Genomic DNA, 14,906 nt, shown 5'->3' on the forward strand with positions numbered 1-14,906 from the left:
GTTCCTTTGCTGGTTTGGTGGGGTTGCGCGCGCGACGGACACTTGGCCTCATGCCCGAGCCCGCCGCCGGAACCCGCCTCAACGGCCGCTACGTGCTCGACGGCCGGATCGGCCTCGGCGGCATGTCCGAGGTCTGGCGCGCGGCCGACGAGACGCTCGGCCGCGCGGTCGCCGTGAAGATCCTCTCCGGCACCGCGGCCGAGGACCCGCTGCTGCGCGCCGCGATCCGCCGCGAGGCCCGCGCCGCCGCCCGGATGACCCACCCCCATGCCATGCACGTGTACGACTACGGCGAGTTCTCCACCGGTACGGCCGTGCTGCCGTACATCGTGATGGAGCTGGTCGAGGGCTCCACGCTCGCGGACCGGCTGCTCACCGGGCCGCCGATGCCGTGGCGGGCCGCCGCGCGGATGGCCGCGGAGATCTCCGCCGCGCTGGCCGACGCGCACCGGCTCGGCGTGGTGCACCGCGACATCAAGCCGGCCAACGTGATGCTCACGCCGTCCGGCGCGGCCAAGGTGCTGGACTTCGGCATCGCCACGCTGGTCACCGCGGACCCGCAGCACGCCACCGGCTCGTTCGCCGGCCACCGGCCCGGCGGCACCGAGATCCTGGACGGCTGGCTGGCCGGGACGCCGCCGTACGCGGCACCCGAGCTGCTGCTGCGCGGCGAGGCCGGACCACCGGCGGACGTGTACGCGGTGGGCGCCACGCTCTACCAGGCGCTGACCGGCGAGCCGCCGCTGGCGATCACGACGTGGGAGGAGGCGGCGGCGGTCCACCGGTCGGGCGCGGCCACGCCGGCGCCGCTGCCCCCGGGCGTGCCGGAGTCGCTGGCCGCGGCCTGCCTGGCGTGCCTGTCCCGCGATCCGGCGGCCCGGCCGGCGGCCTCGGTCATCGCCAGGATCTTCGGCCGGTACGCCGCCGGTGCGGACGATCCGGCCCCGGTCTCCCCCGCTCCGGTGCCGCCCGGCACGGTTCCCGCCGGCCCCGTGTCGCCGGGGCCGGGCATCGGTGCCGGCCAGTCGCCGGGACGCCCGGGGACGGCCGGCCGGTTCGCGCCCGGTGCCGCTGCGGTCCCGGCCGCCGCCGCGCACACGTCCCTCGACGTGCCCGCGCCGGCCCGCCGGCCGGCCGTGCCGGCGGGGCGGTCCTGGTCCGGCCGGCTCCGCGGGCCGGGCGGCATCGGCGTGCTGGCCGCCGTGCTGATCGCCGGCGGCGTCGCGCTGGTCACGCTGGCCGCACCGCTGTTCGGCGCGGACACCCGCCGCGGCCCGGACGCCGCCGGGATCGGCGACCCCGCGGCGCCCGCCGCCGCCCCCGCCACGTCGGCGACCACACCGGACCGCTCCCCCAGCCCGTCCCCGTCCCCGTCCCCGGACGACGAGGTCGTCGCGGCGGGCACGATCCTCAACCGGCTCGACGCCGCGCTGGCGCAGGGCCTGGTCAGCCGCGACATCAACGCGCGCGCCGGCAGCCGACTCTTCGACGACCTGGCAGACCTGCGCCGCGACCTCGACGACCCGGAGGCGCTCTCCGAGGGCGCCGCCGACCTCCAGGAACGCCTGGAGCGCCTGGCCGACGACGGCGACGTGACGCCGGACGTCGCCTCCGACATGATCGAGATCGTCGACGACCTGGTGGTCTAGGTGTGTTGCAGCTCCGCCACCGCCTCGATCTCGATCAGCAGGTCCGGGTGGATCAGCCCGGACACCTCGACCAGCGAGCTGGCCGGCGGGTTCGCCACGTCCACGAACAGGTCGCGCGCGGCCCGCACGTCCGCCACCGCGGACACGTCGCGCACGAAGTAGGTGAGCTTCACCAGGTCGGCGAAGGACGCGCCGGCCGCGGCCAGCACCACCCCGAGGTTGTGGAACGTCCGCTCGGCCTGCGCGCGCATGTCGCCCACGCCGACCACCGCGCCGTCCTCGTCGAACGGCACCTGGCCGGACACGAACAGCAGCCCACCGGCGCGCATGGCGTGGCTGTAACCCGGTGGCGTGGCGAGCGAGGGCGCGTTGACCGCTTCAGGCGACATACCGGCATCGTACGAATGCGGGCAACGGGGTTTCCGCCGGCCGTGCGGAGCCACTAGAAATATCCTATGCGGACGATCGTGGTCACCGGCGGCACGCACGGCATCGGTCAGGGACTCGTCGAGCACTACCGGGCACGCGGCGACCGGGTCATCGCGATCGGCAGCACCGCCGTGCCCGGCGACGACACGATCCGGGCCGACCTGACCGAGGCGGAGACGGTCCGCGGGCTGGCCGGCGCGCTGCCCGAGCGCATCGACGCGCTGGTCATGTCCGCGTTCCGGTACAGCCCGGTGCGGGCGGAGACGGCGGCCGGCCTGGAGTACACGTTCGCGCTCTACGTGCTGAGCCGGTTCCTGCTGGTGGAGGCGCTGCTACCGGCGCTGGAGCGGGCGCCCTCGCCGGTGATCCTCAGCCTGTGCGGGAGCGGCGCCGGGCGCCCGCCGCGCTGGGACGACCTCCAGTCGCGGCGCGGTCGCTTCCGCGCGCTCGACACCACGCTGCGCGGCGCCTACGCCAACGACCTGCTGGGCACGGCGTTCCCGATCGAGCACCCCTCGGCCCGTACCCGATATGTGCTCTACAACCCGACGATGGTCGACACCGGGCTGTCCCGCGCCTTCGACGGGCCGACGAAGGTGCTGGTGGACGTGGCGTCCCGGCTGTTCGCCACGCCGGTCCCGCGGGCGCTCCCGCCGATCGTCCGGCTGATCGACGCGCCGCCGGACGCACCGGTCACCGCGTTCCGGGCCGGCCGCCCGACCCGGGTGGCGCGCGGCGCCGACGATCCGGCGTCCGCGCTGCGGCTCACCGCCGCGCTGCGCGCGCTGGCGCCGTGACGGCCGCCGCCGCCGGAGCACGCACCGGCGGCGGCACCGTGCGGTGACTCAGAACGGCAGGGAGCCCTGGAGCTCCGCGCGCAGCGCCGGCGTGAGCATCTCGCCGGTCTGCTTGGCCAGCCGCGCCATCTCGTAGCCGACCACGCCGATGTCCGCCTCGCGGACCGCCAGCGTGGCGAGGATCGAACCGTCGCGGATGCTCATCACCAGCAGGAAGCCGCGGCCCATCTCGACCACGGTCTGCTTGACGATGTCACCGTCGAACATGGTGGCCGCGCCTTGCGTGATGCTGTACAGGCCGGACGTGACCGCGGCCAGCTTGTCCGCGTGGTCGCGGGGCAGCCCGTCGGACACGGCGAGAAGCAGGCCGTCGGAGGAGACCACGATCGCGTGGGCGACACCGGGGACCCGCTGGGCGAACGCGTCGACCAGCCAGCTCAGGTCGCGCGCCTCCTGGCTCAGCACGGTCATTGACTGTCTCCCTCCCACCGGATCGCCGTGTGCGACCCGGTGTTCTCTGTTTCCTCGGTCTCAGCGGCGCGGATGCCGCTGTAGAACCTGCTGAGCGTCGTTCCGGTCGCCTCCGGATCCAGCTCCGCGACCTTGCGTTCGGGCGCGCGCCCGGCCGGGGCGGGTGTGCCCTGACCGTCGGGGAGCTGGGCCATCGGGACCCGCATGGGAAGGCCGGCCGAGTTGGTGCCGCCGGTGACCGGCGCTGCCGGGGCGGCCGGCGCGCGGTCCAGGGCGGTGGTGCCGCCGGTCGGCTTGCCGGCGCCGGACCGGTTCCACCAGGTGCCGCCACCGGACGCACCGCTGGCCGCGCCGAGCACGTCCTCGGCGCGGATCGGCCGGGCCGGTCGCGGCGCCGCGGCCACCGGGTACTCCCCGCTGGACTCGGCCGCGCGGCGCCCGCTGAACGCGTCGTACGCGGACGGCATCGCGAACGCGCCCGAGTCGGACGGCCCGGGGGCGGGCGGATCGGCGGCGGCGCGGGAACCGTACACCGGGTATCCGCCGGACTCCTCCGGTCCCGCCGGGGCGAACGTGGGCTCCGCGGGGTACGGCGTGAGCTCCGGCCGCGCCACGACGCCGGCCGCGGCCGAGCCGTAGACCGCGCCGGTGGTCCGTACCGCCTCGGTGGGCGCCGGACCCGGCGGCGTCGGCACCGCCGGGATGGTGCCCCCGGTGCGCTGCTTCGGCACCAGCGGCAGCGGCCCGGTCCCGGCCGAGTCGAAGAAGGTGGCGATCTCCGGCCGGGGCTGTCCACCGGCCGGTCGCGGCGACGGGCGGATCGCGCGCGGTGCCGGTGGCTGGTTCAGCCGCAGGTCGACCGGGGGCCGCGGCGGCAGCTGCGCCGCGGCGGCGGACCGGTAGCCGGTGGACGGCACCGCGGAGACCGGCGCGGCCGGCATCACGGTCCCGGACACCACGCCGGCCGCCTCGAAACCGGACGGCACCAGTTCACGCGGGCCGGGCATGACCGGCGGCCCGCCCGGTGCCGTGTAGACCGCGGGCAGCGCGGGCGCGGCGCCGGACGCGGGCAGCGCCATCGGCGCGCTCGCCTGCAACGCCGGGACCTGGGTGGACGGGCCGCGCAGCGCGCCCTCCGCGGGCGCCTCGGTGAGCACGGACGGCGGCAGCCACACGGTGGCGACCACGCCGCGCTCGCCGGAGCGCAGGCTCACCCGGATGCCGTGCCGGGCCGCGAGGTGGCTGACCACGAAGAGGCCCATCCGCTCGGACGCGGCCACGTCGACCGCGGGCGGCTCGGCGAGCAGCTGGTTGAGCTCCTGCACGGTGCCGGGCGTCATGCCGAGGCCGTCGTCGACCACCTCCAGCACGACGGTGCCGTCCGCGGCGAGCCGGCCGGAGAGGCGCACGACCGTGCTGGGCGGGCTGAACGCGGCGGCGTTGTCGAGCAGCTCGGCGAGCAGGTGCACGACGTCCGCGACCGCGTGGCCCATCACGTGCACGCCGTCGGGCGCGTCGTGCCGTACCCGGGTGTAGTCCTCGATCTCCGCGGTGGAGGCGAGCACGACCGCGGAGAGGGCCACCGGGTCCCGCCACCGGCGGGCGTTGTCGGAACCGGCTAGGACCAGCAGGTTCTCGTCGTTGCGGCGCATGCGGGCGGCGAGGTGGTCCAGCTTGAACAGGTTGGTCAGCTGGTCCGGGTCGCTCTCCTCGCGCTCCAGCTCGTCGAGCAGTTCCAGCTGGCGCTCGACCAGCACCTGGCTGCGGCGGGCGAGGTTGACGAACATGGCGTTGACGTTGCGCCGCATGGACGCCTGCTCGCGCGCGACGTCGACGGCGCTGCGGTGGACCGCGACGAACGCGCGGGCCACCTCGCCGATCTCGTCGCGGCCCCGGATCTGCGAGTCACCGACCGAGATGTCCGGAATACCACGTTGGACCGATCGGAGCCGTTCCAGCGTCTCGGGCAGCTCGGTCTGGGCGACCTTGAGCGCCTGCTCGCGGAGGCGCTTCAGCGGCCGGACGATGGACGTGCCGATGGCCAGCGACGCGGTGATCGCGGCAAGCAGGATGACCAGGATCGCGGCCGCGCTGATCACGGTGCTGCGGGTCTGCGCGCCGGACGCCTCGTCGACCGCGGCGATGCCGTCCCGGACGATCTCGTCCTCCACCGCGCCCACCACGGCCTGGCGCCGCTCGCTGGCGGTCCACCAGTCGTCCGCGGCCGGGAACTCACCGCTGGAGTTCAGCGTGATGGACTCCAGCCGCGTGTAGTCCAGCGCGGCCTGGTCGCGGGTGGTCGCCTCGTACGCCGCGATCTGCTCCGGCGTCCCCGCCACGCGCAGCTCGCGGACCGCGTCGACCAGCTCGCCGCGGAGCGCGCTGTACTCGTCGAGGTCGCCCTCGGCGTATCCGGCCGCCTTGCCCTCCGCGGGCTTCGCGGCCCGGAAGATGATCGCGCGCTGCCGGGCCAGGATCTCCTTGATCTCGGCCATCTCCAGCTGACGTTGCAGCGCGACGCCGAGCTCGGGCCGGTCGGAGCCGGCGGTCGGCGCGCCGAGCAGCGCGATCAGCGAGGTGATCGCGCGGGTGTACGAGTCGTCGACGGTCTTGATGTAGCCGGGGAAGTCGACGGTCGAGTCGGCCATGGCGTCGGCGAGCGAGGTGCGCAGCCGGGCCGTCGCCTCGACCGCGCCCATCGTGTCCGTGTACGACGCCTGCCAGGCGGAGGTGCCGTTCACTTCGCCGCCGGCCGCGCGCAGCGCCGCGACGGACGCGTCGGTGGCGGCGTAGTACTCCGCCATCGCGGCCTGCACCAGCGACGGGCGGCGGAACACGGCGGACAGGTCCTTCTGCGGGTTCACCTCGCCGATGGTCCGGTCGCGCTCGGACTGCAGGTCCTCGATCACGGCGGTGATCTGCGGGGCCAGCCGCGCCTCCCGCGCGTACTGGGCCAGGTCCATGCTCCGGCGCACGGAGTCGGTGACCTGCACGGCGGCAACCAGCAGGAACGCCACCGAGGGAATGATGAGCACCGCCACGATCTTGGTCCGGATCGGCCAGTCCTCGACACGCAGCCGCGACCCACCAAAGCGGGAACCGCGGCGGCGCCGGTCTGAAGGGGACGCCGATCGACGCGACGCACCCGTGGCAGCAGCCACCACACCTCCTGAGGTTCTCCGGTGTGAGGGGGGTGAACACCGAAGATGATCACATCCAAGCAGGTGAGGGCGGGAATCCCAATACGCGTGCTCGGACGGTTATCTGCGACCGCCAGTGTGGCCGACGCGCCGGTGACGAAGTCGCCGATGGGCCATCATCCGTTCGGGTGATCCGCCAGCAGGATCATCGCCGCGCCGACGGCACCGACCTCCGGGTTCTCCACCGCCTCCACCCGGCGCGGCGCCAGCGCGGACGCGAACGCGCGCCGCCACCACGCGGACGCCGCGACCGCGCCGCCGCCCAGCCGCACGTCGACCGCACGGCCGACAGTGGACTCAAGAACGGCCAGGTCAGTAGCGATCTGTGCGCAGACGCCGTCCATCAGCGCGGCCAGGATCTGCGGCCCGGTGGTGGTCAGCCCGAGCCCGCCGAGCCGGCCCTCGCCGGGCGGCGTCATGCCCGGCGGCCGGTCGCCGCCGAACCGCGGGTCGGCCCAGACGCCGACCCGGCCCGGGACGATCTCGTCGAGCGCCGCGTCCAGCGCGTCGCCCTCGGGCAGCAGCAGCGCGCGCTGCGCCCAGGCGAAGAGGTTGCCGCCGCCGGAGTACGCGCGGCCGGTCACGATCCGCGTGTGGTCCAGCCGGTACCGCCACAGCTGGGACGGCAGCGGCGGCATCGGCGCGCCGGCCGGCACCTCCTGCGCCACCCGCACGGCCGCGGACGTGCCCACCGTGATCGCCGCCCGGGACGCGTCGCCGGCGCCGGAGCCGACATTGGACGCGGCGCCGTCCCCGTACGGCGCGGCCCACTCCGCCTTCGCCAGCGCGGGCCAGCGGCCGGCGTACTCCGCGCGCAGCCGCCCGCGCCAGCCCGGCCCGGCCAGCGTGGGCAGCTCCTTCTCGCGCGCGCCGGCCAGCGACAGCGCCTCCGCGTCCCAGGTCTGCGCGCTCAGGTCCAGCACGCCGGCGCCGGAGGCCTGGGAGACGGAGATCGGCCCCTCGCCGAGCAGCGCGGACCAGACGTACTCGCCCAGGCCGGTGAACGCGGCCGGCGCGGTGCCGGACCGCTCGCGCAGCCACGGGATGCGCACGGTCCAGTAGAGCGGGTGCCACCAGGCGCCGGTCCGGTGGTGGAACGCGGCCTCGTCGGCCGGCCCGGTCGCGGTCTCGGGCGCGCGTGGGCGGGTGTCCAGCCAGGCCAGCACCGGGCCGAGCGGCTTGCCCGCGGCGTCCAGCGGGAGGATCGAGTGCCACTGCGCGCTGGCCGCGACGTGCGTGACGCCGTCCAGCCGGCCGGCGGCGTGCAGCTCGTCGACGCACTCGATCAGCGCGGCGAGGTAGGCCTGGGCGTCGAGCGTGGCGGCACCGTCGTCGTCCACCGTGGGCGACTGCTTGCGGCGGGCGAGCGCGCCCGGCACCGGCACGGCGTGGGCGTCCAGCACCAGCGCACGCACCGAGGACGTGCCGAGGTCGAAGGCGAGGATGTTTCCGAGAGGCGTCATCGCCCGTACCGTACCCAGTTATGGGTCAGGGTTTGCCGACGATCTCGTGCAGCAGGCCGTAGTCGCGCGCCTCCGCCGCGGTCAGCATCCGCCCGGCGCTCAGGTCGTCCTCGATCCGGTGCCGGGTCTGCCCGGTCGCCTCGGCCAGCCGCACGGCGAGTTCCTCCAGCTCACGGAGGTATTGACCGGCCGCCGCGGTGACCTGCTCGGTGGTGCCGGAGGTGGCCGTCGCGTGCGGCTCGGAGAGCTTGATCCGCGCGTGCCGGTAGCCCAGCCGGCGCTGCGCCGCGGCCAGCAGCGCGAGCGCGGCGCCGCCCGCCTCGGACGTGACCACCACGTGCACCGGCGAGCGCATCGCGTCCATCGCGTCGACCACCGCGAACGCGGCCGCCAGCTCGCCGTCCGGCGCGGCCAGGTGGATCTGCACCGGCGCGTCGCCGGCCGAGTCGAGGCTGAACAGCGCGGCCGCGGCCTGGGTCGCGGCCGGCTGGGTGATCCGCCCGCGCACCATCACGATCCGCTGGTCGAAGAGCCGCTCCTCGAGCCAGGGGCTCAGACCCTGATGCGGGTACGGTCCGGGCTCGTCCGGCCGGCCGGGCTGCCACCGATGGGGATCGCTCACCCCTTCTGTATAGCCGTCACGCCCCCACCACGCCGACCGGTTACGCCACGGGCAGAGCGGGTCAGAGCCGGGCGTCGTGGATCAGCAGCGCGATCTGCACGCGGTTGTTCAGGTCGAGCTTGGTGAGCACGCGAGAGACGTAGGCCTTGACGGTCGCGGTGCTCATCCGCAGCTCCGCCGCGATCTCCTGGTTGGTCAGGCCGCGGCCGACCCGCTCCGCGACCGACCGCTCGCCGTCGCTGAGCACGCCGAGCCGGGCGCGGGCCGCGTCGCGGCGCGGGTCCAGGCCGGCGCCCGCCACCGCGCCCATCATCCGGCGCAGCACCTCCGGCGAGAGCATCGGCTCGCCGGCCGCGACCCGGCGGATGGCGTCCGCGATCCGGGCCGGCGGCGTGTGCTTGAGCAGGAAACCGCTGGCCCCGGCACGGATCGCGCGCTGCACGTGCCGGTCGGTGTCGAACGTGGTCAGCACGATCACCTCGGGCGGGTCGCGGCGCGCGCGCAACGCCTCGGTGGCGGCCAGCCCGTCCAGCCGCGGCATGCGGATGTCCATCAGCACCACGTCCGGCCGGAGCCGGTCGACCGCGCCGGCCACCTCGTCGCCGTCGCCGACCGCGCCGGCCACCTCGATGTCGTCGAACCCGTCGAGCATCATGGCCAGCCCGGCGCGGACCAGCGCGTCGTCGTCGGCGATCAGGACGGTCACGGTCTCCACGGCAGCCATGCTCTCAGCCGGAAGTCACCGGCCTCCGTCCAGCCGTGCTCCAGCCGCCCGCCGACCAGGTCCACCCGCTCGCGCAGCCCGATCAGCCCGGCCCCGGCACCGGGCAGCCCGGCCGGGGGCGCGGCCGGGTTCGTCACCTCCACGGTGAGCCCGTCGCCGGGCCCGCCGCCGACCGTGACCCGCACCGGCGCGCCGGGCGCGTGCTTGCGTGCGTTGGTCAGTGCCTCCTGGACTATCCGGTACGCGTGCCGCCCCACCCGCCCGGGATCCTCCTCCGGCGCCTCCGCCCGCAGCTCGACGCGCGCGCCGGCCCGCCGGGACTCCTCGACCAGCGCGGGCAGGCCCGCGAGCCCCTGCTGCGGCCGGTCCTGGTCCGCGGCCGGATCGGCGCGCAGCACGCCGATCACGTCGCGCAGGTCCTCCAGCGCGTCGTAGGCGCACTCGCGGATCACCCCCGCGGCGCGCGCCTCCTCCTCGGACGCGCCGCGCCGTACCTCCAGCGCACCCGCGTGCACGGCGAGCAGCGAGATCCGGTGCGCGAGCACGTCGTGCATCTCCCGGGCCAGCCGTTCGCGCTCCAGGTGGCGGGCCTCCTCGACGCGCAGCCGCTGGCCCTCCTCGGCCTGCCGGGCACGCTCCTCCAGCGACCGGACCAGCAGCCGGTGCGAGCGCAGCAGCAGCCCCGCGGAGATCAGCACCAGGTCGGCCAGCAGCAGCACGGCCAGCGTCTCCCAGAACTCCCGGTCCGGGCCGCCCTCGTCGTGGATGAGCGACACCAGCAGCGTGGCGTCGACCACGAAGATCAGGAACGCCCACCGCGCGCCGCGCCGGGACGCGGCGCCGACCAGTGCGGCCGCGGCGAGGCCGGCCAGCGACGGCAGCGCGAGGGCGGCCACGCCCAGCGCCAGTGCGAGCAGCACCGGGCGGGACCGGCGCAGCCAGAGGAACAGCAGCACCGCGACGGTCAGGCCGGCCGCCTCGAAACCCAGCGGCGCGAACTCCTCGTCCCCGTCCACGGCGCGGGCGGTCCAGAGCCAGAGCAGGCCGGCCAGCACGCCGACCGCGGTCACGGTCAGGTCGTACGCCCAGCGCCTGTGCATGGGTCTCACGCTAGCGGCGCCCGGGCGGCCCGGACCGCGGCCGAAGGTCGACCCATCCGAAACCAAAGTCCGCCACTGACGAACATTCCCTGACCGGATGGCCAACGCCGGATGGCGCGCGCCCTTTTTCTCCCCGATTCACCCGTGTGAGCAGGTGCGCGGCGAGCGGCGGCCATGCGTGGCGGTCGTACCATCGCTGGCACGTTCAACCCAGCGGAAACCCGAGGTGGATGGTGACCTCGCCAGTCGGTCAGTACCAGCGGCTCGACCTCATCGGCCGGGGCGGCGGCATGGGCGAGGTCTGGCGGGCCCGCGACCTCGACCGCGGCGGCCGGGTGGTGGCGCTGAAGCTGCTCGCGCCGGACGCGCTGGACGACACGGAGCTCCGCGAGCGGTTCCTGCGCGAGATGGAGATCGCCGCGGACATCGAGAACCCGCACGTGGTCGTGGTCTACGACTTCAGCGCCAAGCTCCCCGAGCCGTACATCGCGATGCGCTACATCGACGGCCGCACGATGGCGGACGAGATCGCCGCCGGCACGATGACCATGGAGCGCACCGTCACCATCGTGGAGCAGATCGCGTCCGCGCTGGCCGCGGCGCACGAGCGGGGCCTGCGCCACCGGGACGTCAAGCCGTCCAACATCATGCTGGAGCGCGGCTACCGGGCCGGGACCGACCACGCGTACCTGATCGACTGGGGCATCGCGCAGCGCATCGACACGTCCGACCTGACCCGGGTCGGCCAGATGGTCGGCACGCCCGCCTACGTGGCGCCGGAGCGGCTGGCCAGCGACCACGCGGACGGGCGGGCGGACATCTACTCGCTGGCCGTGGTGCTCTACGAGGGGCTGGCCGGGCGGAAGCCGTTCGGCGGCCGGTTCACCATCACGGACCACCGCGACCGCGACCCGGACCCGCTGCCGGAGACCGTGCCGCCCGCGCTGCGCGCCGTGGTGATGAAGGGCCTGGCGAAGCGCCCCGCGGACCGGTACGACGACGCGCGCGCGTTCGGCGACGCGGTCTACCGGGCCTGGCAGGAGGCGCCGGCGGCGCCGGCGCCCGCACGGCGTACCCCCGCGGTCTGGCCCCTGGCCGCCGGAGGCGGGGTCGGCGCGGTCGCCGGGATCGGCCTGCTGGCCGCGGACCTGGTGGACACCGCGATGGCGGTCTGGGCGCTGCCCGCGCTGGTGATCGCCGGCGTGGTGGCCGGCTGGGCGCTGCGAGACACCCCTGAGGACACCGGAGGCGACGGACGATGAAAGCGCTGCGGATGGTCGCGCTGCTGGTCAGCGTGGTGCTGGTGGCGGTGGTCGCGTGGGCCGTGGTGCGCCGGGCCACCGGCGGGGAGGCCGCCACCGCGAGCGGCGGCTGCGTGGGCGAGCAGGCCCGGGTGAACGGCGTGATCGGCTCGGAGAAGACGCCCTACCTGCGCGATCCCCGCGTCACCGCGCGGCTCGCCTGCCTGGGGCTGACGCTGGTGGTCGACTCCAAGGGCTCGCGCGACATGGTCAACACGCTCTCCAACGACCAGCACCCGTACGACTTCGCGTTCCCGTCCAGCTCGACCACGGCCGAGCGGATCCGGCAGCTGCGCGGCGTGCACGACACGTACAAGCCGTTCTCGTCCGTGATGGTGGTCGCCACCTGGGAGCCGGTGGTGACCATGCTGCGCGGCGCCGGCGTGGTCACCACCGTGCAGGATCGCGACGTGGTCGACGTGCCGAAGCTGATCGAGCTGGCCCGCGAGGGCACCCGGTGGAACCAGCTCAAGGGCAACGAGGACTCGCCGAACAACAAGGTCGTCCTGCTGCGCACCACCGATCCGAAGGACTCCAGCTCCGCCATCCAGTTCCTGTCGATCGCGTCCGCGGTGCTCAACGGCGACCGGCCGGTGTCGTCCGCGGCCGACGTCGCCGGCGTCATGCCGGACCTGTGCCGGCTGATGGCGTATCAGGGCACCAAGGAGCAGACCAGCCAGGACCTGTTCGAGCAGTACCTGAGCGACGGCCCGGCGCGGTCGCCGATGGCGCTCATCTACGAGCAGCAGTTCCTGGACAAGACCTCGGCGATCACGGTGCCGCAGGACGGGCAGCACACCATGCTGTTCCCGAACCCGACCGTCTACTCCCGGCACACGGTGGTGCCGTTCACCGACGCCGGCAACCGGCTCGGCAAGGCCCTCGACCAGGACGAACAACTGCAGACCCTGGCCGCGGAGTACGGCTTCCGGCTCGACGGCCAGGCGCTCACCGACCGGCCCGAGCCGCCGGTGGTGCAGGAGCCGCCGGAGTACGAGCTGCTCGAATCGATGCTGCTGGAGCTGGAGAAGACCCCCTCGTTCGACGACACCACCGGGAAGTGTGCGAAATGATCCGGCGCGTCCTCGCCGCCGCGCTGGCGGCGTCCCTGCTCGCGGCCTGCACGTCCACCCCCGGCGCGGAGACGCCGACCGGCCCGGAGAACCTGTCCGGCCCGGCGGCCACGCTCCGGGTGCTGGCCGGCAGCGAGCTGGCCGACCTGGAGCCGATCCTCCGGGACGCCGCGGCGGCGACCGGCGTGAGCGTCAAGTTCGACTTCATCGGCAGCCTGGAGGGGGCGGAGAAGGTGGCGAGCGGCCGGGCCGACGGCGCGTACGACGCGGTCTGGTTCTCCTCCAACCGCTACCTGGAGATGGAGCCGGAGGCGAAGAGCCGGCTCGGCGCCTCCGAACGGATCATGAGCTCGCCGGTCGTGCTCGGCCTGCGCACCTCCGCCGCCCAGCGCCTCGGCTGGGCGAACCGCGCGGTCACCTGGTCGGAGATCGCGACCGCGGCCTCGCGGCGGGACTTCTCGTTCGCGATGACCGACCCGTCCGCGTCGAACACCGGCTTCTCCACCCTGGTGGCGGTCGCGTCCGCGCTCGACGGCAGCGGGCGGGCGCTGGACGCGGCCGCGATCGAGCGGGTGTCCGGGCCGGTCAACGGCTTCTTCAAGGCGCACCGGCTCAACGCCGGCTCGTCCGACTGGCTGGTGGACGAGTTCGTCGCCCGCAGCGGCGGCGGCCCGGACGGCCTGTTCACCTACGAGTCGTCGCTGATCGCGCTGAACCGGGAGCGGAAGCTGCCGGAGCAGCTCACCATCGTCTACCCGTCGGACGGCGTGGTCACCGCGGACTACCCGCTGACCGTACTGGCGAACGCGCCGGAGCAGGCCCGGGACGCGCACCGCCGGCTCACCACGTGGTTGCGCGGCGCGGACGTGCAGCAGCGGATCGGCGCGGACACGGCGCGGCGGCCCGCGCTGCCCGGCGTGCCGCTGCCCGAGGGACTGCCCGAGTCGCCGGTCGAGCTGCCGTTCCCGGAGACCCAGACCTCGCTGAAGGCGCTGCTCACCGCGTACAACGACGAGTTGCGCCGCCCGTCGCGCACGGTCTACGTGCTGGACGTGTCCGGCTCGATGGACGGCGACCGGATCGCCGCGCTGAAAACCGCGCTGTCCGGCCTGACCGGCGTGAACACGTCGCTGACCGGCGAGTTCTGCCGATTCCGCAGCCGGGAGGACGTGGTGCTGCTGCCGTTCAGCCAGGCACCGCAGACCGCGCGGACGTTCACGGTCGACGCGGCGGACCCGCAGCCGTCCCGGGACGCGATCCGCGCCGCGATCGACGCGCTGGAGGTCGGCGGCGACACCGCGGTGTACGACTCGCTGGTCGCCGCGTACGCGAGCCTGGACGCGGCCGCCGACAGGGACCGGTTCGTCAGCATCGTGCTGATGACCGACGGCGAGTCCAACCGGGGCCGCGACCTGGCCGCGTTCCAGCGGTTCCTGAAGGACCGGGGCGACGCCGCGGTCGCCACGCCGGTCTTCCCGATCCTGTTCGGCGAGGCCGCGGAGCAGGAGATGCGGGAGGTCGCCTCGGCCACCCGCGGCCAGACCTGGGACGCCCGCGACGGCGACCTGACCCGCGCGTTCTGCCAGATCCGCGGATACCAATGACTTGTGCCCTTCCGCATCGGCGGATCGCCCGGCAGTATGTGGCGCATGGGTGAACTGGTGCCGCTGCCGCGCCGGGGTGATCTCTTCTCCGACGTTCGCGGCGACGGGCGGGTCATGCGAGTCAGTCGCCACGACGAGAGCGGCATGGTGGTGCTCTCGCTCTGGGCGGACCGTCGGTGCCGTGCCTCGTTCCGCCTCGCGGACGCGGACGTCTCGCGGCTGGTCGAGGCGCTCACCGGCCTCTCCGCCGCCGGGGCGGACCCGGCCCGCGCGGTCGCGGCCGGCGTGATGTCCTGGGACCCCTCGTCGGATCTCTCGGTCTCGGCCGAGGCGGAGATCGGCGAGCCGGAGCCGTCCCGGTTGCCGGGCACCGGCTCGTTCGACGTGGTGGTCCGCCCGTTGTCCCCCGCCCCGCGCGACCCCGGCCAATGGCCGCCGGCAGCCGCCGGCTAGCTGAGGGTTACGCTGTGTGA

General features: G+C 74.7%; 13 protein-coding genes. 6 read left to right on the forward strand and 7 right to left on the reverse strand.

Features of this window, described 5'->3' with window-relative positions:
* The first annotated feature begins 50 nt into the window (after positions 1-50).
* The gene (locus tag J2S41_RS23075) at positions 51-1,649 is read left to right on the forward strand and encodes a protein kinase domain-containing protein (protein ID WP_310370387.1); all 1,599 of its coding nucleotides are present in this window, start codon (positions 51-53) and stop codon (positions 1,647-1,649) included.
* On the opposite strand, the gene J2S41_RS23080 is transcribed toward J2S41_RS23075, so the two are convergent.
* Positions 1,646-2,038, reverse strand: a complete 393-nt coding sequence (locus J2S41_RS23080) for a RidA family protein (protein WP_310370389.1) — start codon at positions 2,036-2,038, stop codon at positions 1,646-1,648. The two genes, J2S41_RS23075 and J2S41_RS23080, sit on opposite strands and share 4 nt — an antisense overlap.
* Positions 2,039-2,104: 66 nt before the next feature.
* Between J2S41_RS23080 and J2S41_RS23085 the strand changes: the two genes are divergently transcribed.
* A complete protein-coding gene (locus J2S41_RS23085; protein WP_310370392.1) occupies positions 2,105-2,875 on the forward strand; it encodes a Rossmann-fold NAD(P)-binding domain-containing protein in 771 nt (256 codons plus the stop codon).
* A 48-nt stretch (positions 2,876-2,923) separates the two neighbouring features.
* Here J2S41_RS23085 and J2S41_RS23090 read toward each other — a convergent pair whose 3' ends face one another.
* The 6 genes from J2S41_RS23090 to J2S41_RS23115 all read right to left on the reverse strand — a co-directional run bounded on the left by J2S41_RS23090 (position 2,924) and on the right by J2S41_RS23115 (position 10,455).
* Complete coding sequence (locus J2S41_RS23090) at positions 2,924-3,346, reverse strand: roadblock/LC7 domain-containing protein (protein ID WP_445343930.1); 423 nt, start codon at positions 3,344-3,346, stop codon at positions 2,924-2,926.
* Entirely contained in the window at positions 3,343-6,381 is a 3,039-nt protein-coding gene (locus J2S41_RS23095; protein ID WP_310370394.1) for a sensor histidine kinase, read from the reverse strand. The genes J2S41_RS23090 and J2S41_RS23095 overlap by 4 nt, the downstream gene beginning before the upstream one ends.
* 281 nt (positions 6,382-6,662) lie before the next feature.
* Entirely contained in the window at positions 6,663-8,009 is a 1,347-nt protein-coding gene (locus J2S41_RS23100) for an FGGY family carbohydrate kinase (protein WP_310370396.1), read from the reverse strand.
* Between the two features lie 25 nt (positions 8,010-8,034).
* Complete coding sequence (locus J2S41_RS23105; RefSeq protein WP_310370398.1) at positions 8,035-8,631, reverse strand: ATP-dependent Clp protease proteolytic subunit; 597 nt, start codon at positions 8,629-8,631, stop codon at positions 8,035-8,037.
* 61 nt (positions 8,632-8,692) lie between these two features.
* Positions 8,693-9,355 (reverse strand): response regulator transcription factor, encoded by a 663-nt coding sequence (locus tag J2S41_RS23110; protein WP_310370400.1) that lies wholly within the window; start codon positions 9,353-9,355, stop codon positions 8,693-8,695.
* A complete protein-coding gene (locus J2S41_RS23115; protein WP_310370402.1) occupies positions 9,334-10,455 on the reverse strand; it encodes a sensor histidine kinase in 1,122 nt (373 codons plus the stop codon). Before J2S41_RS23115 ends, J2S41_RS23110 begins: the two co-directional genes overlap by 22 nt.
* 233 nt (positions 10,456-10,688) lie before the next feature.
* On the opposite strand from J2S41_RS23115, the gene J2S41_RS23120 reads away from it, so the two are divergent.
* From J2S41_RS23120 to J2S41_RS23135, 4 genes are read left to right on the forward strand one after another with little or no spacing between them, the layout of a single operon-like run.
* Positions 10,689-11,717 (forward strand): serine/threonine-protein kinase, encoded by a 1,029-nt coding sequence (locus tag J2S41_RS23120; RefSeq protein ID WP_310370404.1) that lies wholly within the window; start codon positions 10,689-10,691, stop codon positions 11,715-11,717.
* Positions 11,714-12,829, forward strand: a complete 1,116-nt coding sequence (locus J2S41_RS23125) for a substrate-binding domain-containing protein (protein ID WP_310370406.1) — start codon at positions 11,714-11,716, stop codon at positions 12,827-12,829. Before J2S41_RS23120 ends, J2S41_RS23125 begins: the two co-directional genes overlap by 4 nt.
* Positions 12,826-14,433 (forward strand): substrate-binding domain-containing protein, encoded by a 1,608-nt coding sequence (locus tag J2S41_RS23130; protein ID WP_310370408.1) that lies wholly within the window; start codon positions 12,826-12,828, stop codon positions 14,431-14,433. Before J2S41_RS23125 ends, J2S41_RS23130 begins: the two co-directional genes overlap by 4 nt.
* A 45-nt stretch (positions 14,434-14,478) precedes the next feature.
* A complete protein-coding gene (locus J2S41_RS23135) occupies positions 14,479-14,886 on the forward strand; it encodes a hypothetical protein (RefSeq protein WP_310370410.1) in 408 nt (135 codons plus the stop codon).
* Positions 14,887-14,906: the final 20 nt, after the last annotated feature.

Origin of the sequence: Catenuloplanes atrovinosus (assembly GCF_031458235.1) — a bacterium.
Lineage (GTDB): Bacteria > Actinomycetota > Actinomycetes > Mycobacteriales > Micromonosporaceae > Catenuloplanes > Catenuloplanes atrovinosus.

Excerpts from the sequence above, each read along its gene's own strand:
- J2S41_RS23125 (WP_310370406.1), top strand. The coding sequence starts at position 11,714 with ATGAAAGCGCTGCGGATGGTCGCGCTGCTGGTCAGCGTGGTGCTGGTG.
- J2S41_RS23115 (WP_310370402.1), bottom strand. The coding sequence starts at position 10,455 with ATGCACAGGCGCTGGGCGTACGACCTGACCGTGACCGCGGTCGGCGTG.
- J2S41_RS23090 (WP_445343930.1), bottom strand. The coding sequence starts at position 3,346 with ATGACCGTGCTGAGCCAGGAGGCGCGCGACCTGAGCTGGCTGGTCGAC.
- J2S41_RS23110 (WP_310370400.1), bottom strand. The coding sequence starts at position 9,355 with ATGGCTGCCGTGGAGACCGTGACCGTCCTGATCGCCGACGACGACGCG.
- J2S41_RS23135 (WP_310370410.1), top strand. The coding sequence starts at position 14,479 with ATGGGTGAACTGGTGCCGCTGCCGCGCCGGGGTGATCTCTTCTCCGAC.
- J2S41_RS23100 (WP_310370396.1), bottom strand. The coding sequence starts at position 8,009 with ATGACGCCTCTCGGAAACATCCTCGCCTTCGACCTCGGCACGTCCTCG.
- J2S41_RS23130 (WP_310370408.1), top strand. The coding sequence starts at position 12,826 with ATGATCCGGCGCGTCCTCGCCGCCGCGCTGGCGGCGTCCCTGCTCGCG.
- J2S41_RS23085 (WP_310370392.1), top strand. The coding sequence starts at position 2,105 with ATGCGGACGATCGTGGTCACCGGCGGCACGCACGGCATCGGTCAGGGA.
- J2S41_RS23080 (WP_310370389.1), bottom strand. The coding sequence starts at position 2,038 with ATGTCGCCTGAAGCGGTCAACGCGCCCTCGCTCGCCACGCCACCGGGT.
- J2S41_RS23075 (WP_310370387.1), top strand. The coding sequence starts at position 51 with ATGCCCGAGCCCGCCGCCGGAACCCGCCTCAACGGCCGCTACGTGCTC.